Source organism: Flavobacterium sp., assembly GCF_043722275.1.
Lineage (GTDB): Bacteria > Bacteroidota > Bacteroidia > Flavobacteriales > Flavobacteriaceae > Flavobacterium.
In genome coordinates this window covers 1-26663 of record NZ_JAYSPC010000108.1, presented here as the reverse complement: position 1 = coordinate 26663, position 26663 = coordinate 1, and the positions used below count along the sequence as shown (strand labels likewise).

Below are 26663 nucleotides of genomic sequence, written 5' to 3'. Positions count from 1 at the left end.
AAATAATATATGTGTGGAATTGTTGGATATATCGGTCACAGAGAGGCTTATCCTATTATTATAAAAGGATTAAAGCGTCTGGAGTACAGAGGATATGATAGTGCTGGAGTCATGTTATATGATGCCGAAACAGGTATAAAACTTTGTAAAACAAAAGGTAAAGTTTCTGATCTTGAAGATAAGGCAAAAGAGGATTTTACTTCAAACGGAACTATAGGAATTGGACATACACGTTGGGCAACGCACGGGGTTCCAAATGATGTAAACTCACATCCGCATGTTTCTAATTCCGGAGAATTAGTGATTATTCACAACGGAATTATCGAAAATTATTCACCTCTTAAGGAAGAATTAATCAAAAGAGGTTATACTTTTAAATCAGATACAGATACCGAAGTTTTAATTAATCTTATTGAAGAAGTTCAGAAAAAAGAAGGAATTAAATTAGGAAAAGCAGTTCAGATTGCTTTAAATCAAGTTGTTGGAGCGTATGCAATTGCAGTTTTTGATAAAAAAAACCCTAATGAAATTGTTGCTGCCAGATTAGGAAGCCCATTGGCAATAGGTGTTGGAGAAGGAGAATATTTTATTGCTTCAGATGCTTCGCCTTTTATTGAATATACATCAAATGCAATTTATCTTGAAGATGGTGAAATGGCAAATATTAGATTGCACAAACCATTAAAAGTTAGAAAAATTAAAGATGACTCTTTAGTAGATCCTTATATTCAGGAGCTTCAAATGAATTTGGAGCAAATTGAAAAAGGCGGTTACGATCACTTCATGCTAAAAGAAATCTACGAACAGCCAAGTGTTATTAAAGATACTTACAGAGGTAGACTTCATGCAAATGAAGGAATTGTTCAAATGGCAGGTGTTGAGGATAATTTAGAAAAATTCTTAAACGCAAAACGTATTTTAATAGTAGCTTGTGGTACGTCATGGCATGCAGGTTTAGTAGCAGAATATATTTTTGAAGAATTTACCCGTATTCCTGTTGAAGTTGAATATGCATCGGAGTTTAGATACAGAAACCCAATTATAAATAAAGATGACGTTGTGATCGCAATTTCTCAATCAGGAGAAACGGCTGATACAATGGCAGCTATTAAATTAGCAAAAGAAAACGGTGCTTTTGTTTTTGGTGTTTGTAATGTCGTTGGATCTTCTATTTCAAGAGAAAGTCATGCAGGTGCTTATACACACGCAGGTCCGGAAATTGGAGTGGCTTCAACAAAAGCATTTACAACTCAAATTACAGTTCTAACCATGATCGCATTACGATTAGGTAAAGCTAAAGGAACTTTGTCAAATACTGACTTTCACGGATATTTACAAGAACTGGAAATAATTCCTGAAAAAGTAGCCGAAGCTTTAGAAACTAATGACAGAGCAAAAGAAATTGCTGCAACTTTTAAAGACGCACCAAACTGTTTGTATTTAGGTCGTGGATATAATTTTCCGGTAGCGTTAGAAGGTGCTTTAAAGCTTAAAGAGATCTCTTATATTCATGCAGAAGGTTATCCTGCTGCTGAAATGAAACACGGTCCAATTGCTTTAATTGATGAGCATATGCCAGTTATCGTTATTGCGCCTAAACAAGGGCATTATGATAAAATTGTAAGCAATATTCAGGAAATTAAATCAAGAAGCGGTAAAATTATCGCTGTAGTTACTAAAGGTGATACTCAGGTTCGTGAGTTAGCTGATTATGTAATTGAAATTCCTGAAACTTCAGATGCGTTATCTCCGTTAATCACAACTATACCTTTACAATTATTGTCTTATCATATAGCTGTAATGAGAGGTTGTAATGTCGATCAACCGCGTAACTTAGCAAAATCAGTTACTGTAGAGTAAAGATTATATACTATTATAAGGAAAAAGCGAGATGTAAGTCTCGCTTTTTTTGTGCCTTGTTTTTTTATTACTCTTTTTATTTTTATTAATACATATGTTAAAAAAGCGAGATTTCATGTCTTGCTTTTTTTATTGTCATATTTTTTTTCTTAGATATGTATTTTTATTAAATCCTTATTTTTTTGGTTAAAAATAATATGTATGCATAGTATTTAGTGTTTTGTGACTTTGATATTTGATTTTAATTGAATAAAAGTAATTGACGAATAGTTAAAATTGTAACTAAATTAATATATAATATTTATTTTTTTTAACATTTTTTTATTAATATCAAAATTATTTGTATTTTGGCTATATAAACTAACCAAAAACAAACCTAAATGAGAGTATATTTACTAATTATGTTGTTTTTCAGCGGAATAACCTTTGCGCAGAATACAATTACTGGTTCTGTTACTGATGGTAACAAACAATCTATCCCCGGTGCTAACGTAAGTGTTGTAGGAGATCGAAGTGCTACTTCAACAGACTTTGACGGAACATTTAAGTTAAGTACTTCTGTCAAACTTCCGCTTACTCTTAAAGTAACAGCGGTAGGATTTGAATCTAAAACGATAAATGTTACATCGGCAAATCAAAAAGTGAATGTGATCTTAAAAGATGAAGAAACAAAACTGGATGAAATTGTTGTTTCTGCGTCCAGAACTCCTGAAAGAGTAATTGAATCGCCTGTTACTATTGAGAGAATGGGAATTCAGGAAATCAGGAATACTACTGCGCCCACTTTTTATGATGGTTTAGAAAATTTAAAAGAAGTGAATTTTAATACCAGCAGTATTTCGTTTAAATCTATAAATACTCGTGGTTTTGCATCTGTCGCTAATACACGTTTCATGCAATTGGTCGACGGAATGGATAATTCATCGCCTGCTTTGAACTTTGTATTAGGAAATTTAATTGGAATTTCTGATATAGATGTAGCGAATGTAGAGCTTTTACCGGGTGCTTCTTCGGCACTTTACGGAGCAAATGCTTTTAATGGTATTTTGTTTATGAACAGTAAAAGTCCTTTTACGAATGAAGGAATTAGTGTTTACTATAAATACGGACAAACAAGTCAAAAAGCTGCCGGAACTAATGATTATAATGATTTTGGAATAAGAGCTGCAAAAGCATTCACAAAATATTTTGCATTAAAAGCCAACTTTACATACATGGAAGCAACAGAATGGATTGCTGCCGATACAAGAAGTATGACCGGAGGTTCTATAGGTCATGCAAATAATCAAAATTATGACGGATTAAATATTTACGGTGACGAGGTTACTACTTTTATCCCAAACGTTGGGCAAGTTAGCAGAACTGGATATCGTGAACAGGATTTGACGGATAATAAAGTTAAAAATGTAAAAGCGGATTTTTCTGCTCATATTAAACCAACTGATGACATAGAAATCATCATGCAATATAAAATTGGTCTTGGAAGTACAATTTATCAAGGTGCGAATAGATATGCTTTGAAGGATTTCATGATGCAGCAAGGTAAACTTGAGGTGAAAGGAAAAAACTTTTTTGCAAGAGTTTATGCTACTGATGAAGATGCCGGAAATTCATATGATATGAGATTCGCTGCATGGAATGTAAACAGAGCTGCAAAATCTGATCAGGAATGGTTTACGAATTACGCAACAGCTTATCAGTTTTCTGGAGCTGTTATGGGAACAAATGCAAACGAGTCTGCTGCAATTGCAAGAAATTTTGCCGACTATAATGTGCTTCCTGCGCAAATTTCTTTTATTCCTGCGTCAAAAGGATCGCCAAGATTTGAACCGGGTTCTGCTCAGTTTAATAATGCGCTGGCAACAGTAATTACTAATCCTGATTTAACTCAGGGCGCAAAATTTATAGATCATTCTAAATTATATCATTCAGATGTGAATTATAATTTTAGAGATATGATTAAATGGGCTGAAATTCAGGTTGGTGGTTCATGGAGAGAATATGTAATGGATTCTGAAGGAACAATCTTTACAGATTATGATGGTCCAATTAGTTATAGAGAATATGGAGCTTACGGACAATTGACTAAAAAATTCATGGAGGACAGATTGAAATTTACAGGATCTTTGCGTTACGATAAAAGTCAAAACTTTGACGGTAATCTTTCTCCAAGAGTTTCATTTGTGTATTCTGCCGGAGAATCTAAAAGACATAACTTCAGATTGTCTTATCAAACAGGTTTCCGTAATCCAACAACACAAGATCAATATATTGGTTTAGATTTAGGACCATTTGCATTGATTGGTTCGGCACCGGAAAATTTAGATCGTTTTCAGGAAACTGTAAATGTAAGTGCTGCAGGACAAACAATTGCTGGTCAGCCGGCAACTATCGGGATGTCTGGTCAAAATGCTTATCACAATGCATATACAGTAGCTTCGGTTCAGGCGTTTGCAGCTTCGGCTAATCCTGCTGATCTTAAAGTAGCTAATATCGGATTAGTAAAACCAGAGCAGGTTCAGGCTTTTGAAGCTGGATATCGTTCTGTAATTCAAAATGACTTGTCTGTAGATTTAAATGTATATTATAATATTTACAATGATTTCATGAATACATCGAGAGTAATATCTCCTTATTATGGAACCGTAGGGACGGATTCAGCTAATCCTTCGGTACAACAATCTTATCAGGCTTTGGCATTTGGAGACAGAAGAGTATATCAAATTTATACAAATACTACAGCTCAGGTTTCTTCATTAGGATTTGGAATTGGTTTATCTAAAAAAATATATAAAGATTTTGAAATAGGCGCGAATTATAATTATGCACAATTTGATTTTAATCAGGCAGATGATCCAAGTTTTATTGCAGGTTTTAACACCCCAAAACATAGAATTAAAGCGTCTCTTGGAAATGCTAAAGTGATTAAAAATTTAGGTTTTAATATTAATGTGAGATGGAATACAGAATATTTATGGCAATCTTCTTTTGGAGATGGTATGGTTCCGGAAAATACAGTTCTTGACGCTCAGGTAAATTATGCTTTCACAAAACTGAAATCAGTAATTAAAGTTGGGGCAACAAATCTTTTCGGATCTGATTATCTTCAGGTAATAGGAGCCGGGGCAATTGGTCAGCAATGGTTTGTTTCCTGGACAATTAATCCATAATTATTTAAAAGTAGTGAGATGAAGCAGATTTCTTTCTTTTGATTATTTCGAATTAGAAAGAGTTAATAATTTTAAACTTAATAAGATGATAAAAAATATGAAATGGCTATTATTGGTTTCTTTAACCTTTGTAGCATGTAATAATGATGATAGTGATACTCCGGCAGAAGTGCCTGTGGTTGCCGGATCAGCGGTTTTTACAAAATATATTGCGCTTGGAGATTCTTTTGCTGCAGGTTACAGTGACGGAGCATTGTTTGCAAAAGGTCAGAGCAACTCATATGCTAATATATTGTCACAACAATTTACGGCAGCCGGCGGTGGAGCTTTTACTACTCCTTTAATGCTGGATAATATTGGAGGGTTTTCTTCGGGTGGCGTGCAGGTTGCTAAATTTCCAACAAGGCTTACTTTTATTGGAGCGACAAGTTCACCAGCAAATGTTCCGGGAGTTTCGGCTACGTCAATCACGACTCATTTAACGGGTTCTTTTAGTAATATGGGAGTTCCGGGGGCAAAAAGTTTTCACTTAATAGCGCCTGGTTATGGTAATCTGGCTGGGGTTTTTGCCACTCCTGCAACGGCAAACCCCTATTTTGCACGTTTTGCTTCATCTTCAACTACAAGTGTGCTGGCCGATGCTGTGGCTCAGGCTCCTACATTCTTTTCTTTATTTATTGGAGGAAACGATGTTTTGGGTTATGCTACAAATGGCGGTGTGCCAACTTCTCAGGATCCGGTTCTGGGAGACGATATTACGCCAACAGCTACTTTTAATTTTGCTTACAATACACTTGTTACAACTTTAACGGCAAATGGTGCAAAAGGCGTTGTTGCAAATTTACCTTACATCACAACTTTGCCTCATTTTACGACAGTTCCTTATAATCCGCTTACGGCAAAATCAATCGGAAAAAATAATGAAGCAGTAGGTCTGGCAACAATTAAATTGCTTAATGCGCAATTATATGGTCCGCTTAAACAAGCTTTAACAGCTTTGGGTGCGGGAGACAGAATTAATTTATTGTCTGAAACCGCCACGAGTCCATTATTAATAAAAGACGAAACATTGCCTAATCTGGGAGCTCAGTTAGCATCGATATTTACACCAACATTAGGAGCGCAGACCGCGGGTGCTTATGGTGCGATATTTGGTCAGGCAAGACAGGCAAAAACTACAGATCTAATATTGTTAACAACAAAAGACGCTATTGGTGCAGCACCAACGGCTGCTAACTCTGGTCTGGGAATTGCTCCTGCGTTTCCATTAAATGCATTCGGAATATCATTTCCATTGCAGGATAAACACGTGTTGATTCCAACTGAAATTGCAGAAATTAAAACAGCAACAGATGCTTATAATGTAATAATTGCGGCTGCTGCCGAAGCAAAAGGATTAGCTTTTGTAGATACCAGAAGTGTATTGACCCAGCTTGCGAGCGGAGGAATTCGTTTTGGTAATTTTACAATGACGTCTTCTTATGCGGTTGGAGGAGCATTTTCGCTTGACGGTGTACATCCAAGTCCAAGAGGATACGGATTGATTGCCAATATTTTTATAGATGCAATTAATGTGAAATATGGATCAACGTTGCGTCATGTTGACTTGGCTTTATATCCAATTCAATATCCGATAACGATACAGTAATGCCAATTTTTTATTAAGAAAGTCACTCATTTCGAAAAATGCAGTGGCTTTTTTTATTTTCATAAAAATTACTGTTTTAGTTATTTGAAGCCTTACTTTTATGAATCTAACATATTCGTAGTATTTTTTATAAAAAAAATATTGATTTTATATTTTAAAAAATTATCTTTGCGCTCTGAAAAAAGAGGTATTTTCGATAAACCTAAATAGCTATTTAATAAATACATAAGTAATGTCAAAAGTAATAGGAAAAGTTGCTCAAATCATTGGACCAGTAGTTGATGTAGTTTTCAACGGTAAGGATGTTGAACTTCCAAAAATTTATGATTCACTAGAAATCACTAAAAAAGACGGAACATTGTTAGTTCTAGAAGTACAATCTCACATTGGTGAAAACACTGTTCGTACCATTTCTATGGACTCTACAGATGGTTTATCAAGAGGATATGAAGTAGTTGGAACGGGTAATCCAATCCAAATGCCAATAGGTCCGGATGTATATGGAAGATTATTCAATGTAATTGGAGATGCAATTGATGGTTTAGGAAACTTGCCAAAAACAGGAGAAAACGGTTTGTCTATTCACAGACAAGCTCCTAAGTTTGAAGATTTGTCAACTTCATCAGAAGTTTTATTCACAGGTATTAAAGTAATCGATTTAATTGAGCCTTATGCAAAAGGTGGTAAAATTGGATTGTTTGGTGGTGCAGGTGTTGGTAAAACAGTTTTGATCCAGGAGTTGATTAACAATATCGCAAAAGGTCACGGTGGACTTTCAGTATTCGCAGGAGTAGGTGAAAGAACACGTGAAGGAAATGACTTGCTTCGTGAGATGTTAGAGTCAGGAATTATAAAATATGGTGATGATTTCATGCACTCTATGGAAAATGGAGGATGGGATTTATCTAAAGTAGATATGCCAGGAATGAGAGAGTCAAAAGCTACTTTCGTTTTCGGACAAATGAATGAGCCTCCTGGAGCTCGTGCCCGTGTAGCACTTTCAGGATTATCTATCGCTGAGTATTTCCGTGATGGAGCAGGAACTGATCAAGGGAAAGACGTATTGTTTTTCGTTGATAACATCTTCCGTTTTACACAAGCAGGTTCTGAAGTATCAGCACTTTTAGGTCGTATGCCTTCTGCAGTAGGATACCAACCAACTCTGGCAACAGAGATGGGAGCAATGCAAGAGCGTATTACATCTACAAACAAAGGATCTATTACATCTGTACAGGCGGTTTACGTTCCTGCGGATGATTTAACGGATCCGGCGCCGGCAACAACGTTTGCTCACTTAGATGCAACAACAGTATTGTCTCGTAAAATTGCTGAGTTAGGTATTTATCCAGCGGTTGACCCGTTAGATTCTACTTCAAGAATTTTAACTCCTCAAATTTTAGGAGCTGAGCATTATGACTGTGCACAAAGAGTAAAAGAGATTCTTCAAAAATACAAACAATTGCAGGATATTATTGCGATCTTAGGTATGGAAGAATTATCTGAAGAAGATAAATTATCAGTATCAAGAGCACGTCGTGTTCAACGTTTCTTATCTCAGCCTTTCCACGTAGCGGAGCAATTTACAGGTATTCCTGGAGTTTTGGTTGATATTAAAGATACTATCAAAGGATTTAACATGATTATCGACGGTGAGTTAGATCATCTTCCTGAATCAGCTTTCAACTTGAAAGGTTCTATTCAGGATGCTATCGAAGCTGGAGAAAAAATGTTAGCTGAAGTTTAATATAATTGTGAATTGTGAGTTATAAATTATTGAGTTTTTACTCAGTTATAACTCATAACTTATAGCTCATAACTCAAAAAAAGATGATTTTAGAAATAGTATCACCAGAAGCAAAATTATTTTCAGGAGAAGTAACATCAGTTACATTGCCTGGAGTTGATGGAAGCTTTCAAATATTGAATAATCACGCTCCTATTGTTTCTATTCTGGAAAAAGGAACTGTAAAAATTGCAGCTCCCGGTTTTAATTTTTCTAAAGACGTAGCGAGTAAATTCACGAAAGTAAACGACCAAACTTATACATTAGAGATTCAGTCAGGAACTATCGAGATGAAAGACAATAAAGTAATTGTATTAGTTGACTAAAACAATTTCAAAATAAATTAAAAGCCAGACAGCAATGTCTGGCTTTTTTTATGATTTGTCCGGAGATAAATAATCAATTACAAAACATGACTTTGCTTTTAGGATGTTTATGAAAAAGTAAGGAATTGGTAAATTGTGTCAGAAAATTAACAAAAAACTTTAAAAAGCTTTATAAAATATTGTACTATTTTACTGAACATATATTATGTTTGTAAGTGTATTAACATTTAAAAAAAATAGTATGAAAAAAGTTTTTTTAGGAATGCTGCTAATTGCATTAGGTTTTGGGACAATGTCCCTAACTCCAAGTTCTAATAATGTTATTAAAACTTCTGTAAATAATCAAAAAGAAGTTGAGGTTGTAAATGTTGTAGCAGGACCAACATATACAGCCCCTTATCTTGGAAACTGTTGTGAATCACCTCTTACTGCTATCGAGCGTGACATCGTTAACCGTGGATATAACCTAGCCATTACTAATTACATAATTAATAGCGTTGGGACTAATACAGTGACCTATACAATTTACTAATTGAGTTTGAATAGTAATTTTTACTGATTAAGAGTCTGTGTAATAATATTCTAGTCAGTATAAAAAGCTGCTTATAAATTATAAAAGAAGAGAAATCTAATATTTCTCTTCTTTTTTTTTACTTTTGAAGTATTAGAATCTCTTTATAAAATATTGATCGTTTATAAAAGCTCAGTAAGTTTTTATTATTTCGTTTTATCGGCTTGATGAAACGCAAATTATCTATTTCAAATTTTATAAAGAATATATATGAAAAATATAAAAAAGGTTGCCGTTTTAGGCGGTGGCGGAAGAACTGGAAATTATCTTGTAAACCAGTTGTTAAAAGAAGGATTCAGCATAAAACTTTTGCTCAGAAATCCGGAGAACTTCACAATTCAAAACTCACAAATAGAAATTATTAAAGGCGATGCTCTTGATTTAGCATCCATAAAATTATTGCTTAAAGATTGTCTGGCAGTTTTGAGTACAATTGGACAACGGAAAGACGAGCCTCTTGTCGCAAGTTCCGTCACTAAAAATATACTGAATGTGATGAAAGATTATGAAATTCAGCGTTATGTTTTATTAGCCGGATTAAATATCGATACGCCATTTGATAAAAAGAGTTCAAAAACTCAAATGGCAACCGATTGGATGAAAGCCAATTTCCCTGTAATTCAGCAAGACCGACAAAAAGCGTATGATTTATTGGTTGAAAGTAAAGTAAATTGGACGCAAGTTCGAGTTCCGTTTATTGAATTTACAGATATAAGCAGTGCGATTTCTGTAAATATCGAAGATTGTTTAGGAGATAAAATCAGCGCCTATGACATCGCAAAATTTATGATCAGAGAAATGATTGATTCAGAATACAATGGACAATCTCCTTTTATAAGTACAATTTAAAAAGTAAATTAAAAACAGCGGGCGATATCAAACCCGCTGTTTATTTAATATCAACTTCAATTTCATAACTTTGCTTTTATGAAATTACCTGCAAATCTCACTCAAAAGCTCGAAAATCGTAAGCAGAATAATTCGCTTAGGAAATTACCTGTGTTTAATAATTTAGTAGACTTTTCTTCAAACGATTATATTGGATTCTCAAAATCCGAATCTATTTTTAAGTTAACCCATGCATATTTGTTGGAAAACGAAATTTTTCAAAACGGTGCAACAGGTTCTCGTTTGATTTCAGGAAACCATGCTGTTTATCAAATTGCAGAAACCTTTATTGCAGAGTTTCATGAGTCTGAATCCGCTTTAATTTTTAATTCGGGTTACGATGCCAATCTTGGTTTTTTTAGCGCTCTGCCGCAACGAAATGACGTTATTTTGTATGATGAATTAAGTCACGCTTCTATTCGCGACGGAATTGTAATGTCAAATGCCAAATCCTATAAATTCAATCACAATGATTTTGAAGATTTAGAACATCTGATTCAAAAATTCCCTGACACCAATATTTATATTGTTACCGAAACTGTTTTTTCTATGGATGGCGATAGTCCCAACTTAGAAGAATTAGTTGAATTATCTGAAAAGTACAACTGTTATTTAGTAGTTGACGAAGCACATACTTTAGGTGTTTTTGGAGAAAAAGGCGAAGGACTAATTCAGTATCTTAACTTACACAATAGAATTTTTGCAAGAATAATGACTTTCGGAAAAGGATTAGGTTGCCACGGTTCAGTAATTTTAGGAAGTACCGATCTTAAAGAATATCTCGTAAATTTTGCCCGAAGTTTTATTTATACAACGGGATTATCCCCGCATTCAGTCGCTACAATTTTAATAGCGTATCAGCAATTGGAAATCGAAAAAGAAAAAATCCGCAAATTGCGTCAAAATATTGTTGTTTTCAACCAACAGAAAAATTTACTTGGCTTAAAGCCAATGTTTGTTCGGAGTAAATCAGCAATACAATCTGCAATTGTTTCCGGAAATGAAAACGTAAAACAATTGGCACAACAATTACAAGATAAAGGATTTGACGTAAAACCAATTCTTTCGCCAACAGTTCCGGAAGGACAAGAGCGTTTGCGTTTTTGTATTCATAGTTTTAACTCAGAGGAAGAAATAAATCATTTATTAGAACTACTTAGAGATTTTGTGTTTTAAGGTATTGATGTTTTTGATTTCTTGTGTTTAAGAATTTTATAGGGTTGTCAGGCTGAGCGGAGTCGAAGCCCCGTTTCAACAAGCAAGCATTCGACTCCGCTCAGGGTGACATTTGTAAAAATCTGCGTTAACCAGTTTAATCCGTTCCATCCGTGGGCATTTTTTTTAACCCAGCTATAAAAAATCAAACCGTCAAGCCCTATATTTCCTCACTTTCTAAAAAAGGTTGATTTTTTTTTGTAACGTTTTGAATGTTTGATTACTTACGAGTCGTAATCAAATAAACCAAAATAATTATGAAAACAATAATCACATCAATCAAAAAAATCATTTGTAATGTGTTGCTTTTTTTAACATCATTACAAATAACTTATTCTTTGGTCAGCCATCATTTATATGGCAAACCTTATCCTCAATTTTTTATTATCATTATTTGTTTGCTTGTAGCTACTTTCGCTTCGGTAAAAAGAGAAAAATACGGCAAATAATAACAGGAGTTTTAATCATCAAATCAATCAATTAATAACATTAATCAATCAACAAAATGAAAAATTTATTCAAATCAGCAGTTTTAGCAATCGTATTCGTTTTTAGTTCTTCGGCTCAGGCGCAAGATAAATCTCCAAAACTTGAAAATTCTCTTTTATGGGAGATGTCAGGAAAAGGTTTAACAAAAACCTCTTATTTATATGGAACCATTCATATGATTTGTGGACCGGATTATTTTTTATCTGATAAAACAAAAAAAGCACTTGACGCTTCGACTGAATTAGTATTAGAAGTCAATTTAGCCGATCCAAAAGAAATGACAACAATGCAGCAAATGGCAATGGGCGAACAACCTTTAAGTAAAAAATTAAATCCGGAACAATTGTCTAAATTAGATGCAATTTTAAAAAAGACAACCGGAATGACCGTTCAGCAAGTAGATGCTTTTAGTTTAATGACAGTAATGAGTCTGATTTCTATGAAAACCTTTGGTTGTACTGATGTCAAATTTTATGAAATGGAGTTTATTGAAAGCGCGAAGAAAAGAAATTTAAAAGTTGATGGATTAGAAACAGTCAAATCTCAATTTAAAAGTTTTGAAAACGCATATTCTGATGCTGAAATGATAGCAATGTTAGATGAATCTGATGTTGAGGAAACAAATTTGCTTGTGACAAATTATAAAAAAGAAAACTTACAAGAATTATATAACAATAGTACTGCCGAGAAATTAATGAATGCGAAAGCTAAAAAATATATGCTTGAAGAAAGAAATCAGAACTGGGTAAAATTATTACCTGAAATGATGAAAAAAGAAAGCCTGTTTGTAGCAGTTGGAGCAGCGCATTTAGCTGGTGAAGAAGGAATAATTAATTTGTTAAGAAAAGCAGGATATCAGGTAAAACCAGTAATGAATTAGTACTATTTTGAAAGAGAAAGAACAAGAATTTTTAAATAGAATCGAAAGTCATAAAGGAATCCTCTACAAGGTTTCTAAAATGTACATGGATAATCCTGACGATCAGCAAGATTTGTTTCAGGAGATTATTTGTCAGCTTTGGAAATCGTATGATTCTTTTAGAAACGAAAGTCAGTTTTCGACCTGGATGTATCGCGTTGCAGTAAATACGGCAATTGTTTTTCTGAAAAAAGAAAAGCGGAAAGTTGATAAATACGAAATCGCTTCAGAAAATATTAAAGATGATGAAGGCGATTCGCATATTAAGGAAAGCCAGATAGATCACTTTTATAAAGCGGTTCAAAAACTCGAAAAAATTGATAAAGCGATTATTTTCTATCAGTTAGAAGGATTCTCACATAAAGAAATAGGAGAAAATCTGGGAATATCTGAAGGAAACGCAAGAGTAAAATTAAACAGGGCAAAAGAGAAATTAAAAGAAATAATTAAAAATCAAGGATATGGATTTTAACGATATACAAAACGCATGGAATAACGAAAAAACTGAAAACGTTGTTCTTCCTAATAATTTAGAAAAAATACAAACGGCAAATACGCCTTTGGATAAGATTAGAAAAAATCTTAAAAATGAACTTATCTATCAAATTATAACTGTAATTTCAATTGGATTTGTGCCTCTTATATATCATTTTGAAGCAAAATGGCTGACTCCTTTTTATTTGCTCTTTAGTATTTTTGTTGCGGTGTGTATATATTATCTGGTAAAGTTGTATTTATTTTATAAAAGGCTAAATAATATTACTCTAAAAACAAAAGACAGTTTATATGAAACCTATTTTGATGTGAGATTGAATATGGAATTGTACAAAACTTTCGGATTTGCCTTAACGCCATTTATGATTTTGTTTTTAATTGGATTTTTGTATTCGAAATTTGCGGGTTCATCTAATTTTCAAATGCTGAGTTTTAGTAATTCACAACTTATAAGTTTGTTTTCGGTAATCATATTCTCTATTTTATTTATGGGATTGGCTTTAGAATGGTGGGTTCATCATTTCTATGGAAAATATGCGAAAGAAATTAAAAAAGTAATCGACGAACTAAAAGAAGAATAATCAAAACAATAAACCCATCGTAATGATGGGTTTTGTTTTTATTGGTATTTTTGAGAAAAGTTATAACACAGAGAAACACGAAGAAAACAAAAGCTACACAAAGAAAAAAACTGTTTTGTGAATCTCTGAGCTTTCTTTGTGCATCTTTGTGAAACAAAAAAGCTTATGAAAATATTTGTAACAGGAATTTCTACCGATGTTGGTAAAACCATAGCTTCTGCAATTATTGTTGAAGCTTTAGAAGCTGATTATTGGAAACCAATTCAGGCGGGAGATTTAGAAAACTCTGATAGTCATAAAGTTAAAAACCTATTAGGATGTCATACTGAGCAAAGTCGAAGTGCCAAATCCCAATTTTACCCAAATGCTTATGCATTAAACACGCCGGCAAGTCCGCATTTGGCTGCGGAAATTGATGGAATTATAATTGATTTAAACAAAATTGTTGAACCCAAAACGGATAATCATTTAGTAATTGAAGGCGCGGGAGGAATTTTTGTTCCGTTAAATGAAAATGAAACCATTATAGATTTAATTCAACCCGATTATAAAATAATTGTTGTTTCAAGACATTATTTAGGAAGCATCAATCATACTTTATTAACGATAGAAGCAATCAGAAATAGGGGTTTTCAAGTTTCGGGAATTATCTTCAGCGGAAGCGAAAACAAATCGACGGAAAATATAATTATCAATAAAACCGGAATAAAATTAATCGGGAGAATTGATCAGGAACCGTATTTTGATCAAAATGTAATTAAGGAATACGCAGACTTGTTCCGGGAAAACCTTCTTAATTTATAGAGTCAGAATATAGAATAAAGAAAATAGACTTTCCTATCTTTGTCTCTATTCAGAGACGTTAAATCTTTGTTCTTTATTCTGTTTTCTTTATTCTAATAACATGACATTAACCGAAAAAGACAGTCAATACCTTTGGCATCCTTATACACAACATAAAACGGCACAAACTCCAATTGCGATTTCAAGAGGCGAAGGCGCTTTGCTTTGGGATGAAAACGGAAAGGAATATATAGATGCGATTGCTTCGTGGTGGGTGAATCCGTTTGGGCATAGTAATAAATTTATTGCCGATGCGATTTACAAACAATTGACAACTCTTGAACATGTTTTATTTGGCGGTTTTACCCATGAACCAGCAATAAAAGTGGCAGAAAGACTAATGGAAATTTTGCCCAAAAATCAGCAAAAGATCTTCTTTTCTGATAATGGTTCAACTGCTGTTGAAGTAGCGATTAAAGTAGCTTTGCAGTATTTCTTCAATAAAAATGAAAAAAGAACTACAATAATTGCTTTCGAAAATGCATTTCACGGAGATACTTTTGCAGCAATGGCAGCAAGCGGAATCTCATTTTATACACAAGCTTTTCAGGGAATGTTTATAGACGTGGTTCGGATTCCGGTTCCGGTGAAAGGAAAGGAAGAAGAAAGTTTTAATGCTTTGAAAAATGTAATTGAGAATCATAATTGTGCCGGATTTATTTTTGAACCTTTGGTACAAGGCGCGGCTGGAATGGTGATGTACGAACCTGAAGCTTTAGCAAAACTAATCAGGATTTGTGCAGCAAATAAAGTCTTGACGATTGCTGATGAAGTGATGACAGGTTTTGGTAAAACCGGAAAAACTTTCGCGATGGATTATGTTGCTGAAAATCCGGATATGATTTGTTTATCAAAAGCATTAACCGGAGGAACAATCCCAATGGCGATTACGACTTTTACGCAAGATGTTTTTGATGCTTTTTATGATGATGATATTAATAAAGCATTATTTCATGGTCATACTTTTACGGCGAATCCCACGGGTTGTGCGGCAGCTTTAGCAAGTATGGATTTGTTACAAACGGATGAAATGCAAGCTAATATTGAAAGAATCAATGCAAGTCATTTAATTTTTCAAAAGAAAATCGAAACTCATTCAAAAGTAATAACCGCGAGAACATTAGGCGTTATTTTTGCAGTCGAAATCAAATCAGATTCTCAGGAAAGCTATTATGGATCTATGCGAAATAAGCTCTATAATTTCTTTATTGAAAAAGGAGTGATTTTAAGACCGGTTGGTAATATTGTTTATATCCTTCCGCCCTATATTATGACAAATGAACAGCTTCAAAAAGTATATTCGATTATTGAAGAAGCTATTGAGATGGTATGATTTTTTTGCCCACGGGTTTTAAACGGGTTAAACGGATTTTCGTTGATTATAATAAAAAAACAGTGAAAATCCGTTTAATCTGTGTCATCTGTGTGCCCTTTTCACAAAACTTCGCGAACTTTGCGATTAAAAATACAACTTTGAATACTAAAATTGCTATAACAGCTTTTTCTTCTATCTCGCCTTTAGGGAATACCGCTGAAGAAATTTGGGAAAGATATCTCGACAATCAACATTGTTTTTCTAAACAATTTTTAGATCAGCAGGAAACTTCGGTAGCTTGTCTTGATGCCGAATCAAAGCTAATTATAGCTGAATTAAGAGAATCTGATATTAAATATAAGTTTTTAGATGATTCGGTTTTATTTGCTTTAGCAGCTTCTCGAAAAGCGGTTCAACAAGCAGGATGGAATTCAGATGATATCTTCGGAATCAATATTGGATCGTCTCGTGGCGCAACAGATTTATTCGAAAAACATTATTCGGCATATTTAGATACCGGAAAAGCCCAGACTTTAGCTTCACCAACCACAACTTTAGGAAATATATCTTCCTGGATTGCGCATGATTTGCAAAGTAATGGTCCTGAAATTTCGCATTCTATAACGTGTTCAACGGCACTTCATGCAGTATTAAATGGCGTTGCGTGGCTGAGATCCGGAATGGCAGATAAATTTTTAGTTGGCGGAAGTGAAGCTCCTTTAACTGATTTTACGATTGCTCAGATGCGTGCTTTAAAAATATATTCCAGAATCAATCAGGACGAGGAACTTTGGCCAAATCTGGCTTTTGATTTTGAGAAAACTCAGAATACAATGATTTTAGGTGAAGGCGCCGCGGTTTGTTGTTTGGAATCTGGTGAAACGGACAATGCGATTGCGTACGTTACCGGTGTAGGATATGCAACGGAGATTTTAGAACATAATATTTCGATTTCCGCGGAAGCAACCTGTTTTCAAAAATCGATGAAAATGGCTTTGAAGGATGTTGATTTGCAAAGTATTGATGTTATTGTCATGCACGCTCCGGGAACAATAAAAGGTGATTTAACGGAGTTACGGGCTATTGAAAAAGTTTTTGGATCTGAATTGCCTTTATTAACGACAAATAAATGGAAGATTGGACATACTTTTGGAGCATCCGGAATATTGAGTTTAGAACTGGCTCTTTTAATGTTTCAACATGATACTTTTATCGGAATTCCTTTTGGAAAAAAACAAAATCAGACAAAATCAATTCAAAGAGTTTTAATTAATGCTGTTGGTTTTGGTGGAAATGCGGTTAGTATTTTGATCGAAAAGCCATAACTTATAAATAAGAAAAAGAAATAAAAAAAAACCATTCGCCTCAACGAATGGTTTTTTTGTTAATTAGAAAATTACTTTTTTGGTAATTATTTTGCTGTCTTCTGTCCTGACTTTCACAATTATTACTTGATGCTGAATCGATAATTGATCAATTGTGTAAGATGTTGTATGTACATTTTCTTTATTAAAAATATTTCGACCTAAAACATCATAAACATATACAGATTCAATATTCAATAGATCAGATTCAATCATGATTTGATTATTTGACTGATAAATGATAATCTCTTTTCTGGTAATTTCCGGTGTTGTAGGAACTTCCAGCGTTGGGTTTTCAGGAGTTGGATTTCCTCCCGGCGTTGTTACAACAGGCGTTTCCGGTTGGGTTACTACAGGAGTTTCAGGTTGAGTTACTACAGGAGTTTCAGGCTCGGTTACTACAGGTGTTTCAGGTTGAGTTACTACAGGAGTTTCAGGCTCGGTTACTACAGGTGTTTCAGGTTGAGTTACTACAGGAGTTTCCGGTTGAGTAACTACGGGCGTTTCCGGCTGAGTTACTACAGGTGTTTCTGGTTGAGTTACTACAGGAGTTTCAGGCTCGGTTACAACAGGAGTCGTAGGTTCAGTTACTACTGGATCTACAGGTTTTGGTTCCTCAGTAGGAGCGATAGTTTCAGTTTTTTTGTAAAATGAAAGTACAAAACGATCATTAAATGTTCCGGGTTTAGTAGTAAAAGTATATCTTGATTCAGATAAATTTGTTACGACATTATTAGTTTTATCTAATAAATAAACATTTTTACTGCTAAATAATCCGTCAACACTTTCAATACCAATTGTATATTCTGTAGCTGTACTTGCCATATATCCTAATGGAATTATTTCTTTTTGCTCTTCAAATGGTAAAGCACGACCTTGAATAACTAAATTATTTTCGCCTAATATTGAATATAATGCTGTTCCTGAGGCATAAGTATCTCCATCATAAGCGTCATCTAGTTCATTTGTTGCTCCGGTGATATAACCTAAAAGCATTTCGTTATAAGCGCCATCATTATTTTTAAGATTCAGCCAAACTCTGTTTTTCTCCACAACCGTTTTTGCTGTTTTTGAAAACTGATTATTACTTGCTGTTGTTTTTACTCTTAATGCATTATTATACACCACATTTCCTGTTGTTTTAGCTTCTACAAAAAATCCTTGTCCGGAAGCAATATTTCCGCTAAGTTTAGTTCCTCCACAAGTAGTACAATTTGTAAAATCGCCTGCTCCGGTTGAACCAGTTGCGTTGTATGAAATATAGCTTGAATCGCTGTAAACAAATTGACCGTTTGCATTAGGAACCGGTGTAATTGAATGTGTCCATAGATAAAAAGTTCCCTTAATTACAGCACTATTATCTGCATAAAACTGATCTGCATTTAAAGCCGATGGATATGGATTACCTAATAAATTTATTGTTGTTGTATTACCGGCTTTATTTGTAACCGGAGTTGTGATGATACCATTATTTGGTACTCCAATAAATTTTCCTTGGTAAATTTGTGGATTTCCAATTGCAGCATACGATTGTGGCCCTCTGATGATGTATCCTTTTCCTGGCTGCATTACGTAATTTCCTCCATTTAAATATTTCCAGTCATTAGCTGATGCGTCAAACTCTAAATATTTGTCAAACAAAGTGGTTGGAGATAAATTATATAATGTTTGATTAATTACCGGAGACGACCAATACGTATAATCAAAACGATTTATAGGGGTTGTGTTTCTGTTAAGTTCAAACGAAGTTGTGCTACCTGTATAAGTAGAAGCATTGTTTGTTTGTACAAGTGAACCACTGTTTTGAACCACTATTTTACCAGTTGAATTTACAGTAACATTTTCATTTACAGTTAGTACTTTATCAGTTGCAATTGTAAGTGTTTTACCCGCTGCAACTGTACATGAACAAACTTCTAAATCATTTGTTAAAGTAAAATCATTGTTTATTATGATAGAAGAGTTTGTTGGCGGAGCAGTTGATCCGTCATAACTAAAAGGCACGTCAATAAAATTGATGGCTAAATTAGCGTCACCGGCATCTTCTCTAAGACGAACTTCAACTTTAGAATTTTTGTTTAAGCTATATTGTTGTCCGCTATTTATTAATGTTGAAGTATTAGTATAACCTGATTGAGTATAAACTTTTACACCATCTACGTAAATTTCGCCAATATCATCACAATTTACTAATTGTATCTGGTAACGACCACAAGGAAAACCCTGACGTTTATAAGTGATTGCAAATTGGTCAACATTCATAGGAGCACCTTGCCAAGTAGCTGTGTAAGAAGGTGATTTAGTTCTGTTCCAGAATGTCTGAGTATTTATATTTAAGTTATTATCTACATAATTTCCTGCATAGCTGGCAGCCGGTAAAGATATGTCTGCTAATGTATAACCATAAACATTCCATTTGTTATCACCATAAACTGTTGGGTCACCTTTTACAGCACCATATGAAAATGATACTCTTGATGAACCTGCATTTTCATAATATTCTAAAACAAAATCATGTGTACCTGCAGTAAAAGTATATTGTGTCGAGTAAGCAACATAACTATGATCACTCCATGAATTTGTAGGAGCCATTGTAACTAATGTTCCGTCAATATATAGTCTTACACCGTCGTCAGCACCTAATGTAATATTATAAGTTTCTGCTGTCGTTGTGGCTTTCATTAAATAGCGAACAAAAAACTTATCGCTGGGAACCGTTCCACAAAATGCGTCTGCCTCAACACTAGAATCTCCAGTAATTGTACCATCGGCTATGTTTCGGTCAAAAATAGCTTTTTCTGCAACAGATCCAACATACGTTGTTGTTGCCGGCGTGTTTCCTGTATAAGTGTAAACAGATCCTTTCCAGTAATTAATACCAGCTGTTGGAGATGCCGCACAAACTGCCGCAGTTCCTAAAACACCAATTGTTGCTGATGAATAATTTGAAGCTGCATTTTTTAAAGTATATGTAAATGAAGTTGTTCCTGTAAAACTACTTGAGGGAGTAAAAGTAACACTTGTAGTACCGTTAACAGTTACTGTACCATTTGTAGGCTGCGTTACAGTTATTAGTTGTAAAGCAGAACCGCCAACTACGTCATTTGATAAAATGGGAATAACGACAGCCTGATTTACAGGTGTGCTGATATCATCATTATTTGCCGTTAAAGTATTAACATCTTTTATAGTTCCATTGATCGCTGTTTTTGTTCTAAAATGAAAAGCATCGTAAGTATTATAAACGTAAACGCGGATATAAACACTTTCGCCTGCTGAAAGAGTATTTAGATCAGATGCAAAAGCAGGAGTAATTGTGGTCCAGTTTGTTGAAGTTGTTGTTTCTGTTAGCAAAGCCCTGACATCTGTGCTGAAAGTGCTGCTTTTTGAATAATTAATTCTAATTTTTTGTGTAGTACCTCCCTGAGCTCTGTATGTAAATGCAAAAGTGCTTAAGTCTACTTTATGACTTGCGTCTGCAGTCATTTTGAATTCTATATATTTTGCAGCATTATAACTTCCGCCATTATCTTGTGTATTTGGCCAGCCTGAAGTGGTATAAAACGGATTGCTTGAATCTTCACTATTATTATAACCAATAGCCGAAATACCAGTACCAGCAACATTTGCTGCTGTAACATATGGAGAATTAACTGTAGGTTTATTTAAGTCAGTACTTGTTTTTGCATTCCAGATTACTAATCCTTCAGGAGTACTATCTGATACATTGATTTCTACTGTTCCTTCAGATGACGGATTTGTACCGTCGCTGATAGTATATTTGAATGTCGCTTTTCCTGTAAAGTTTTTAGCAGGATTAAATGTTATAGTTTTATCAGGATTTAAAATTGCGCTTCCCTGAGATGCAATTGGCGGAGTAGAAATGGTAATTGAAGTTACATTTTCTTTTTTCACGTCGTTGCTCAAAGGAGAAATATTTATTCCCAATTCCTTTTTAGTACTTACGTAATCGTTGATCGCTAAAACTTTAGTCGAATCAAAATTAGAAGAAGTTCCTTTAATTACCGGAGGAGTATTTGAAGCACTTGTACCAGTTCTAAAATGAAAATTGTTAGAGGAGTTGTAAACATAAACACGAACATAAACGATTTCTCCAGGTAATACCGGACTTATTTCCGGTGAAAAAGCCGGAGTTATTGTGTTCCAGGTAGTAGAACTAATTGTTTCCGGAACTAACACTTTTACATTACTTGAAAAGGTATTGTCTTTAGAATATTGAATCTGGAACTTTTCTGTAGTTCCGCCCTGACTTTTATAGGTAAAACTAAAAGTGCTTAAATCAAGTTTTCGATTAGCCGTTGGCGTTATTTTAAACTCAATATATTTTGATGCATCATAACCACCTTCATTTTGTTGGGCATTTGGCCAGTTTCCTATTATGAAAAAAGGATTTGCAGCATCAGAAGTATCATATGTTACCGTTCCAACACCTGCAGTTGTAAAATCTGCCACACTTGCTGTAGGATATAAAATAGTATTATCATAAACCGGGGTATTTCTATTACCACCTAAGGAAGCATTCCATTTTACCAAGTCAACCTGACTAAATCCCAAAAAGGGCAAAAATAAAAGTAAAAGTAAAGTTTTTTTCATGTTAAATGTTTTCTATACAATTTGTTATGCTGGCATAGGATAAAATTTGCCCGCACAAATATAGACACATCTACGTGTTAGTAAATAGATAGGTTTTTAGAACCAGTATATAATCGTTAAAGTGTTAAAAAAGTCGATGAGCTACACTTATAAAAATGCATATTCATGTTATTTCTTATAAATGTTAGTTTTTAAATATAAGAAAAATCGCAATTTAGAGGCGTAAAAACAAGATTTTTTGAAATTTTATTCCAAAAAAAGCGAGTAACGCTGATTATTTCGCAAAATGTGCTAAAAATCAGGCTATTGAAAAGTAAGAAAATTTAAGAGGTTTTTGTGGTTTCTTCCAAATTGAAAATTCATGAAAGTTCTTTCTCTAAAAAAGTAACTTTATCATAAACTAAAAAACTTTCGTAACCACGACGTAACATATAATCGCAGAATTTTTTTCTCTTTTTCAGAATATTTTTTTCCTGGATACTATTCCAGCATTTTTCAGAAAGCGCTTCAAAAGTAGTTTCATATTCTTCAGATGAAATTTCTTTTAATGCCAAAGTAATATTGAAAGCAGAAATATTCCTCATTTTCAGTTCATTTGTAATCCTGATTCTTCCCCAATGTTTTATACGATGTTTTCCTCTGGCGAAACTGCATGCAAAACGACTCTCATTTAAAAAGTTACTTTCAATTAATTGAACTACAATAGTATCAATTTCGTCCGAAGTCATTTTTAGGCTGTACAATTTACTCACAACCTCAGAATGGCATCTTTCCTGATAGGCACAAAAGTGCTCTAATTTTAACAAAGCCTCTTTATTTGTCATGACTTTAACCGTTTATTTTTCAAATGATAAAATTTTGTTTTTTATATACAAAAAGTAAGAATTTACAACTAAAGCTGTATTTTTTTGGGAAAACTAAGTTAAATAATTTAAGTATATGTAATTTTTGTAAGTAAATAACTCTTTTTTATGTATAAATAGCTTTATTACAGTAACTTAGATACGGGGCTTTTTTTTGTAAAATGCTAATTCCCGAATTAATTTTTAAGTCGCAAAAAAAATCTTTTTTTTCAGTATTTCCTATAAATAAGACAAAATAATTAAAGCCATTAATATTTAATCCTACTATTATGAGACTAAAACTATCTCTATTTTCCTTTTTTATTTTTATCTGTTCATGGTCTCAGACCACAAATACGTTTACAACCAATGGTTCATTTGCAGTTGCGGCAGGACTTACGTCCGTAACAGCTGAATGTTGGGGAGCCGGAGGAGCCGGAGGAGGAAACGATACAAGTAGCTCAGCAGGCGGCGGCGGAGGCGGCGGTTACAGTAAAGCTATAATTACAGTGACTCCAAACACTTCAATAAGTTACATAGTTGGTGCCGGAGGATTAGGAGCTACTACAAGTGGTATTAGTGGAACGGCATCTAGTTTTTCAACTGTAGTAGCTAATGGAGGCGTTGGTGGAACAAGTGGAATTGGTGGTGCTTCAGGTATTGGTGGTGCAGGTGGTACAGGTACAAGTTTTTCCGGAGGAAAAGGATCTAACGGAAGTCTTGTACTCGCATTATTATTTTCAGGTGGTGCCGGAGCCAGCGCAGGAACTGCTGCAAACGGTAACGATGCAAATGGTGTTAACGGTGGAGCTGCTGTTACAGGAGGAGGAGCGGGAGGTTCAGGAGCAACATTAGCCGGGGCTGGAGGTAATGGCGGTACAATTGGCGGCGGCGGTGGCGGCGGTCTGGTTTTACTGGGTATTGGTAATAATAAAGGCGGAAATGGCCAAATAAAAGTAACATATACATGCCCAACCTACAGCATGACAGGTGCGACAGCAAGTAATGCTTGCTCAGCAGTTGGGGCTTCAACAATCACAGTATCTGCAAGTGCAGCTAATTTGCCTGTAGGAACTTATACAGTAACTTATAATCGCAGTAGTCCTGCACAGACTGGATTAACGGCAACAATGACAGTTACTACCGCAGGTACAGGAACATTTACGGCCGTAGGTTTAACCACTGTAGGAGCTAGTGCTATAGCAATTACGGGATTAGCATCTGGTGTTTGTTCTTCGAATGTTTCAGTAACAAATGTGGCAAACGTCACAATTTCAGGAGCAAGCACGGGAGGTACAGTTATTGGAGGGACTACAATTTGTAGTGGTTTTACAAGTGCAGCATTGTCATTGTCAGGACAAACAGGAACAGTAGTAAATTGGCAATCTTCGGTAAGTCCTTTTACTGTCTGGGCAGATATTTCAAGTACTGCCGGACTTACAACTTATACATCGGGGGCATTAACTCAAACTACTCAATTTAGAGCAGTTGTTCAAAACGGACCTTGTATTTCTGCAAATTCTAGTGTTACAGCTGTTACAGTAAATACTCTGCCGGCGGCTCCAATTATTGGAACAATAACGCTTCCTACATGTGCGGTTCCTACTGGTACTGTGGCTTTGAGCGGATTACCTTCTGGCGGAACTTTGACTATGAATCCGGGAGCTATTGTAAAACCATATTCAGGAACTACAACAAGTATTATCGGGCTTGCTGCAAATACATATACTTTTATCGTCAATAACGGAACGTGTACTTCGGCAAGTTCAGCAAACGCCATAGTGCCGGGATTGGTTACAAATACTTATACATCCTCTTGGTCTAATGGTACACCAACTGCTGATCAAAATATCGTTTTTGCAGGAAACTTTACATCTGCCGGAGCAGGAGCGGGAGATGTTGCTGCTTGTAGCTGTACGGTAAATTCAGGAGTAAATGTTTCAATTCAGTCTTTTGACACTTTAACTTTAACTAATGCATTGACAAATAACGGAGGAACTTTAACTTTTCAAAATAATTCAAGTTTATTACAAACTACAAATGCAGCTAACGTGGGTAATATTGTTTATAAGCGTACGAGTTCAAACATTCGTCTTGCTGATTTTATCTACTGGTCTACACCGGTTAATCCGCAAAAATTAGTTGATGTTTCTCCTCTTACGTTATTTGATAAATACTTTGGGTTTGATGGAACAGGTTGGGTTCCTACAAATGCAAATTTAAGCATGGTAATTGGTAAAGGTTATATCATTCGGGGACCACAAACTTATTCTACTACTGTGGGTGCTGATTATACAGCCTCATTTATTGGGGTTCCAAACAACGGCAATATATCTGCTGAAACAGTACAAACAGGTAATTCTTATTTAGTAGGAAATCCCTATCCATCAGCTTTAAAAGCCGAAACTTTCCTGGGAGCAAATGGATTTTTAGATGGTACGCTTTATTTTTGGACACATAATACAGCAGTAGTTTTTGGGCCGGGATATCAATACAATTCAAATGATTATGCAAGTTATAATCTAAGTGGCGGAGTTGCTACAGCACCAGCACCAACTGGCAGTATTCCCGGAAATAATAACAATACTCCTTCGGGCAGAATTGCTGCCGGACAATCCTTTTTTGCCACTGCAAATGCTCCGGGAACTATTGCATTTACTAATCTAATGAGAATTGGAGGCGCAAATAACAGTCAGTTTTTTAAAACGGAAGATCCAAAAGAGGGCGAAGTTGAAGTGCATCGTATCTGGTTGAACATGACAAATGAGGGCGGCGCTTTCAAACAATTGTTAGTGGCGTATGTTGATGGAGCTACCAATGATTTTGAAAACAGATTTGACGGTAAAAGTTTTAATGCAAATCCGTACCTGGATTTTTACAGTGTTGATGCCGAAAATAATTATGTAATTCAGGGCAGAGCATTGCCATTTCAGGAAACAGACGTAGTTCCTTTAGGATATCGCAGTACAATTACCGGAGATTTTACAATTGCGATAGATCATGCAGAAGGCGATTTAGAAACTCATGCTGTTTATCTTGAAGATAAGGTTGAAAACGTTATTCATGATCTGCGTACAGGCAATTATACCTTTACAACCAGATCAGGAACATACAATGATCGATTTGTATTGAGATACACAAATTTATCGTTAGGAGTTACAGATAATGAAGGCGAAAATAATGATTTATTGATTGCTGTAAAGAATAAAATTATCACAATAAATTCCTTTGGAAATCAAAATATTAGTACCGTTTTTATCTATGATTTATCAGGTAAGCAAGTTTATAAAAAAACGAACATTTTAGATAATAATTTAGTAATTAACAACTTAAAAGTGTCAAATCAGGTACTGTTTGTAAAAGTGATTTTAGACAGCAATAATATTCATTCAAAAAAAATAATTTATTAAATAATTCACTTTTCAGTTAAAAAAATCCATTTATAAATTTATAAATGGATTTTTTTATGCAAAAAATTAAAAAATGACCGTTGTAAAAGTAGGGTTTTTTATCTGAATCATTTTTTTTGAAACAGATAAAGTGTATTTCATCGGATATTTTTGTTGTTTGTCGGATAAGGGGTTTTTTCAAAAAAAACACTTGCGAGACACTCTTTTTTATAGTTTATTTGAAGCAGAATTTCTTAAAAAGAAGATTGTAAAATCTTTAGAAATGTTGAAATTTAAATGTTGTTTTTTTGATGTAGTTGGGTTAGTTTTTGCCTGTTTTCTTTGAAAATT

General features: G+C 34.5%; 18 protein-coding genes. 16 read left to right on the top strand and 2 right to left on the bottom strand.

The window, feature by feature from the left end; translation table 11 throughout:
* Nucleotides 1-9 precede the first annotated feature (9 nt).
* From glmS to ACHZDT_RS13600, 15 genes are all read left to right on the top strand, one after another.
* Entirely contained in the window at nucleotides 10-1860 is a 1851-nt protein-coding gene (gene glmS / locus ACHZDT_RS13670; protein WP_394775185.1) for a glutamine--fructose-6-phosphate transaminase (isomerizing), read from the top strand.
* Between the two features lie 380 nt (nucleotides 1861-2240).
* On the top strand, nucleotides 2241-5030 hold the full coding sequence (locus ACHZDT_RS13665; RefSeq protein ID WP_394775184.1) for a carboxypeptidase-like regulatory domain-containing protein: 2790 nt from the start codon (nucleotides 2241-2243) through the stop codon (nucleotides 5028-5030).
* Nucleotides 5031-5115: 85 nt separating this feature from the next.
* Nucleotides 5116-6678, top strand: coding sequence for a G-D-S-L family lipolytic protein (locus tag ACHZDT_RS13660; protein WP_394775183.1), 1563 nt, complete (start codon nucleotides 5116-5118; stop codon nucleotides 6676-6678).
* 232 nt (nucleotides 6679-6910) lie between these two features.
* Nucleotides 6911-8422 carry a F0F1 ATP synthase subunit beta gene (gene atpD / locus ACHZDT_RS13655; protein ID WP_394775182.1) on the top strand — a complete coding sequence of 504 codons (1512 nt, stop codon included), beginning with the start codon at nucleotides 6911-6913 and terminating at the stop codon, nucleotides 8420-8422.
* 83 nt (nucleotides 8423-8505) lie between these two features.
* On the top strand, nucleotides 8506-8787 hold the full coding sequence (locus tag ACHZDT_RS13650; RefSeq protein ID WP_394775181.1) for a F0F1 ATP synthase subunit epsilon: 282 nt from the start codon (nucleotides 8506-8508) through the stop codon (nucleotides 8785-8787).
* Nucleotides 8788-9049: 262 nt separating this feature from the next.
* Nucleotides 9050-9319 carry a hypothetical protein gene (locus tag ACHZDT_RS13645; protein WP_394775180.1) on the top strand — a complete coding sequence of 90 codons (270 nt, stop codon included), beginning with the start codon at nucleotides 9050-9052 and terminating at the stop codon, nucleotides 9317-9319.
* 249 nt (nucleotides 9320-9568) lie between these two features.
* Entirely contained in the window at nucleotides 9569-10207 is a 639-nt protein-coding gene (locus ACHZDT_RS13640; protein WP_394775179.1) for an NAD(P)-dependent oxidoreductase, read from the top strand.
* A gap of 78 nt (nucleotides 10208-10285) precedes the next feature.
* Nucleotides 10286-11422, top strand: coding sequence for an aminotransferase class I/II-fold pyridoxal phosphate-dependent enzyme (locus tag ACHZDT_RS13635; protein WP_394775178.1), 1137 nt, complete (start codon nucleotides 10286-10288; stop codon nucleotides 11420-11422).
* Nucleotides 11423-11718: 296 nt separating this feature from the next.
* Nucleotides 11719-11910, top strand: coding sequence for a hypothetical protein (locus ACHZDT_RS13630; RefSeq protein ID WP_394775177.1), 192 nt, complete (start codon nucleotides 11719-11721; stop codon nucleotides 11908-11910).
* A 56-nt stretch (nucleotides 11911-11966) separates the two neighbouring features.
* Nucleotides 11967-12830, top strand: a complete 864-nt coding sequence (locus ACHZDT_RS13625; RefSeq protein ID WP_394775176.1) for a TraB/GumN family protein — start codon at nucleotides 11967-11969, stop codon at nucleotides 12828-12830.
* A 7-nt stretch (nucleotides 12831-12837) separates the two neighbouring features.
* Entirely contained in the window at nucleotides 12838-13341 is a 504-nt protein-coding gene (locus ACHZDT_RS13620; RefSeq protein ID WP_202700451.1) for an RNA polymerase sigma factor, read from the top strand.
* Nucleotides 13331-13945: a hypothetical protein gene (locus ACHZDT_RS13615; RefSeq protein ID WP_394775175.1), complete on the top strand. Its 615-nt coding sequence runs from the start codon at nucleotides 13331-13333 to the stop codon at nucleotides 13943-13945. The genes ACHZDT_RS13620 and ACHZDT_RS13615 overlap by 11 nt, the downstream gene beginning before the upstream one ends.
* Before the next feature lie 165 nt (nucleotides 13946-14110).
* The gene (gene bioD / locus ACHZDT_RS13610; protein ID WP_394775174.1) at nucleotides 14111-14749 is read left to right on the top strand and encodes a dethiobiotin synthase; all 639 of its coding nucleotides are present in this window, start codon (nucleotides 14111-14113) and stop codon (nucleotides 14747-14749) included.
* A 100-nt stretch (nucleotides 14750-14849) separates the two neighbouring features.
* A complete protein-coding gene (gene bioA / locus ACHZDT_RS13605; RefSeq protein ID WP_394775173.1) occupies nucleotides 14850-16121 on the top strand; it encodes an adenosylmethionine--8-amino-7-oxononanoate transaminase in 1272 nt (423 codons plus the stop codon).
* Between the two features lie 140 nt (nucleotides 16122-16261).
* The gene (locus tag ACHZDT_RS13600) at nucleotides 16262-17428 is read left to right on the top strand and encodes a beta-ketoacyl synthase N-terminal-like domain-containing protein (RefSeq protein ID WP_394775172.1); all 1167 of its coding nucleotides are present in this window, start codon (nucleotides 16262-16264) and stop codon (nucleotides 17426-17428) included.
* A 63-nt stretch (nucleotides 17429-17491) separates the two neighbouring features.
* Here ACHZDT_RS13600 and ACHZDT_RS13595 read toward each other — a convergent pair whose 3' ends face one another.
* Complete coding sequence (locus tag ACHZDT_RS13595) at nucleotides 17492-22081, bottom strand: Ig-like domain-containing protein (protein ID WP_394775171.1); 4590 nt, start codon at nucleotides 22079-22081, stop codon at nucleotides 17492-17494.
* Between the two features lie 359 nt (nucleotides 22082-22440).
* The gene (locus ACHZDT_RS13590) at nucleotides 22441-22905 is read right to left on the bottom strand and encodes a regulatory protein RecX (RefSeq protein ID WP_394775170.1); all 465 of its coding nucleotides are present in this window, start codon (nucleotides 22903-22905) and stop codon (nucleotides 22441-22443) included.
* A 308-nt stretch (nucleotides 22906-23213) separates the two neighbouring features.
* On the opposite strand from ACHZDT_RS13590, the gene ACHZDT_RS13585 reads away from it, so the two are divergent.
* The gene (locus tag ACHZDT_RS13585) at nucleotides 23214-26333 is read left to right on the top strand and encodes a T9SS sorting signal type C domain-containing protein (protein ID WP_394775169.1); all 3120 of its coding nucleotides are present in this window, start codon (nucleotides 23214-23216) and stop codon (nucleotides 26331-26333) included.
* The last annotated feature ends 330 nt before the right edge of the window (nucleotides 26334-26663 follow it).